This is a genomic window from Nostocoides japonicum T1-X7 (genome assembly GCF_001046855.1).
Taxonomy (GTDB): domain Bacteria; phylum Actinomycetota; class Actinomycetes; order Actinomycetales; family Dermatophilaceae; genus Nostocoides; species Nostocoides japonicum.
Genome location: NZ_HF570958.1, coordinates 4,557,120 through 4,559,992, shown reverse-complemented (window position 1 = coordinate 4,559,992; position 2,873 = coordinate 4,557,120). Strand labels below are relative to the sequence as shown.

Here is a 2,873-nt window from a genome sequence, read left to right as displayed (position 1 = left end):
GACAACCCCGCACCTGCCGCGACGGGGGCCCGGGGCGGGGGGCGGGGCGGGGCGAGGCGGGGAGAGGCGAGGCCACGGGCAGGTGGGGCTACCGGCAGGTGAGGCCGTTCGTCGGCAGCGACTTCGCGACGGCCGCGAAGGCCGGCAGGAGGAGCGGCTCGGGCGCGTACGCCGACGGCACGAGGACCTCGAGCGCGGGCGTCGTCCCGAACGTCGTGAACTTCGCGCCGTCGGACAGCGGCACGGCGACCCAGTCCACCCCGCTCACCTCGACGCACTGGTCGGTCGTCGGCGCGAGGGCGGCGACCCCGCAGCGGGCGATGACGGCGGGGTCACCCCAAGCCGCGACGCGCGGCGAGGACGGCGAGGTGTCGACCCGCTCGTGCCCGGCCACCGTCGACGGCCACGCCGGGGTCCGGCACGCAGGGGACGACGGGGGGACCGCCACCTCGACGGGGGACGAGCAGCCGGCCAGAACGCCGCCAGCGCCGACGAGGACGACGGCGCTGGCGGCGAGGACGGAGGACCGGCGCACGCCGGTGGGTCGCCTCAGACGTGGACGACGGTGCACGTGAGCGTGCGGGTGATCCCCTCGACGTCCTGGATCCGGGCGATGACGAGCTTGCCGAGCTCGTCGACCGTCGGCGCCTCGACACGTGCGATGACGTCGTAGGGACCGGTGACGTCCTCGGCGAGGGTCACGCCGGGGATGTCGGCGATCGCGCCGGCCACGGCCGCGGCCTTGCCGACCTCTGTCTGGATGAGGATGTAGGCCTGAACCACTGGTGCGTCACCTCGCTGCTCGGTGTGCGGGGGAGCCCCGCGGCGGACTGGCTGTCACCCGGCGATCGCCGTTGACGCCTAGACGCTACCGTGCCCCTGTCACGCCCGTCGCCCAGGGGAGGTATGCCGGTGGAGGAGCCACCGCCCGACGTCGCCCTGGGCGACCGCTCGGAGGAGGAGGTGCTCGCCGCCGTCCTCCCCGCCTTCGCCGCTGTCCCCGGGGTGCTCGTCGGCCCGGGCGACGACGCGGCGGTGCTCGACCTGAGCCCGGGTCCCGTCGTCGCGACGACCGACTCGATGGTCCGCGGGCAGGATTGGGTCGACGCGTGGTCGACGGCCCGCGACGTCGCGGCCAAGTGCCTCACCCAGAACCTCGCCGACCTCGCCGCGATGGGGGCCACTCCCACCTCCCTCCTCGTCTCGATCGCCGCCGACCCCGCGACGCCGCTCGCATGGCTCGTCGACTTCGCGGTGGAGCTCGGGTCCCGGGCCGCCGCGCGACGCGTGGGGGTCGTCGGGGGAGACCTCTCCTCCGCCTCGGTCGGCACGATCGTCGTCGCCGTCACCGCGCTGGGCCGCCTCGACGGGCGGGATCCGGTATGCCGTGGCGGTGCCGCGGCCGGCGACGTCGTCGCCGTGCGCGGGTCGCTCGGCCGCTCGGCCGCGGGCCTGTTGCTCCTGCAGCGCGACGGAGCCGGGCCGGACCCGGCATACCCCGACCTCGTCGCGGCGCACCTGCGGCCCGAGGCGCCGGTCGTGGACGGGGTCGTCGCGGCCGATGCCGGCGCCACGGCGATGATCGACGTGTCCGACGGGCTGCTGCGCGACGCCGACCGGGTGGGCCGGGCGAGCGGGGTCCTCGTCGACCTCGAGCGGGCGCGCCTGGAGCCCTTCGTCGCGGCCCTCCGGGGAGCGGTCGGCGACGAGGCGGCCCTCGAGTGCGTTCTCGCGGGCGGTGAGGAGCACAGTCTCCTCGCGATGTTCCCGGGGCCGGACGACGTGCCCACCGGGTGGGCCGTCCTCGGGACCGTGCGGGAGGGTCGCGGGGTGGCCGTCGACGGCGTCGTCACCGCGCCCCGCGGGTGGGACCACTTCGCCGGCTGATCGGGTCACCGTCGCTCGCGGCATACCGGTCGTGGGCGCCCCTGGCATGCGAAGAGCCGGCGACCTCCCGCGGATGAGGAGGTGCCGGCCCGTCAGGGGTGACGCGGAGGCGCCGGTCAGCGCTTGGTGACCTTGCCGGCCTTGAGGCAGGAGGTGCAGACGTTGAGCCGCTTGGGCGTGGCACCCGCCTCGCCGACCAGGGCCCGGACGCGCTGGATGTTCGGGTTCCAGCGACGCTTCGTGCGCCGGTGGGAGTGCGAGATGCTGTGCCCGAAGCCGGGACCCTTGCCGCAGACGTCGCAGGTGGCAGCCACGGGGAACTCCTTGGGTGATCGTTGGACCTGCAGGGGCGGAGCCCCCGCGTACACATGGTGCTCCCGACCGCTCGCCGTCCTCGCCCTCGGCAGGGCCGGCGTCCCGGGAACCGGTCAAGAGTAGCCGAGGCCGGGGGGCCCGACCAAAACGTCGCCGCGCCGGCAGGGACGTCGGGCCGACCGCTCGCGTCGGGGGCGGCCGATACCCTCGACACGTGCTGGACGCCATCACCGCCGAGGCCGCCCGCCAGTGGGCCGCGGTGGTCCGCGGGCTCCTCGCGGTGCACCGGGCGGAGATCGACCGGCTCAACGTCTACCCGGTGCCCGACGGCGACACGGGCACGAACCTCTACCTCACCTTCGACGCGGCCGTCGACGCCGTCGAGTTCGCCCACCAGAAGGCCGGCGTCGCCGGGCACGCGACGCTCGGCGAGGAGCTGGAGGCGATGGCGGGCGCCACGCTCCTGTCGGCTCGCGGCAACTCCGGGGTCATCCTCTCCCAGCTCATCCGGGGCTTCGCGGAGGCCGTCGCCGCGGCGGGAGCGGAGGCCCTCGACGCGCCGGTGCTCGCGCAGGCGAGCCGGCGGGCCTCCGAGCGGGCGTATGCGAGCGTCACGCACCCCGTCGAAGGCACCGTCCTCACGGTGTCGCGAGCCGTCTCCGACGCCGCCG

The 2,873-nt window shown here is 75.6% G+C and carries 5 protein-coding genes; 2 read left to right on the top strand and 3 right to left on the bottom strand.

Annotated elements, in window-relative coordinates:
* Positions 1-88 precede the first annotated feature (88 nt).
* Complete coding sequence (locus tag BN12_RS20715) at positions 89-535, bottom strand: hypothetical protein (RefSeq protein ID WP_048555432.1); 447 nt, start codon at positions 533-535, stop codon at positions 89-91.
* 14 nt (positions 536-549) lie between these two features.
* Positions 550-783, bottom strand: a complete 234-nt coding sequence (locus BN12_RS20710) for an Lrp/AsnC ligand binding domain-containing protein (RefSeq protein ID WP_048555430.1) — start codon at positions 781-783, stop codon at positions 550-552.
* A gap of 123 nt (positions 784-906) precedes the next feature.
* Between BN12_RS20710 and thiL the strand changes: the two genes are divergently transcribed.
* The gene (thiL, locus tag BN12_RS20705) at positions 907-1,887 is read left to right on the top strand and encodes a thiamine-phosphate kinase (RefSeq protein ID WP_048555428.1); all 981 of its coding nucleotides are present in this window, start codon (positions 907-909) and stop codon (positions 1,885-1,887) included.
* Positions 1,888-2,003: 116 nt separating this feature from the next.
* Here thiL and rpmB read toward each other — a convergent pair whose 3' ends face one another.
* The gene (gene rpmB, locus BN12_RS20700) at positions 2,004-2,201 is read right to left on the bottom strand and encodes a 50S ribosomal protein L28 (protein WP_048555426.1); all 198 of its coding nucleotides are present in this window, start codon (positions 2,199-2,201) and stop codon (positions 2,004-2,006) included.
* A gap of 215 nt (positions 2,202-2,416) precedes the next feature.
* Between rpmB and BN12_RS20695 the strand changes: the two genes are divergently transcribed.
* The coding region (locus tag BN12_RS20695) for a DAK2 domain-containing protein (protein ID WP_048555424.1) at positions 2,417-2,873 on the top strand (457 nt) is incomplete at its 3' end.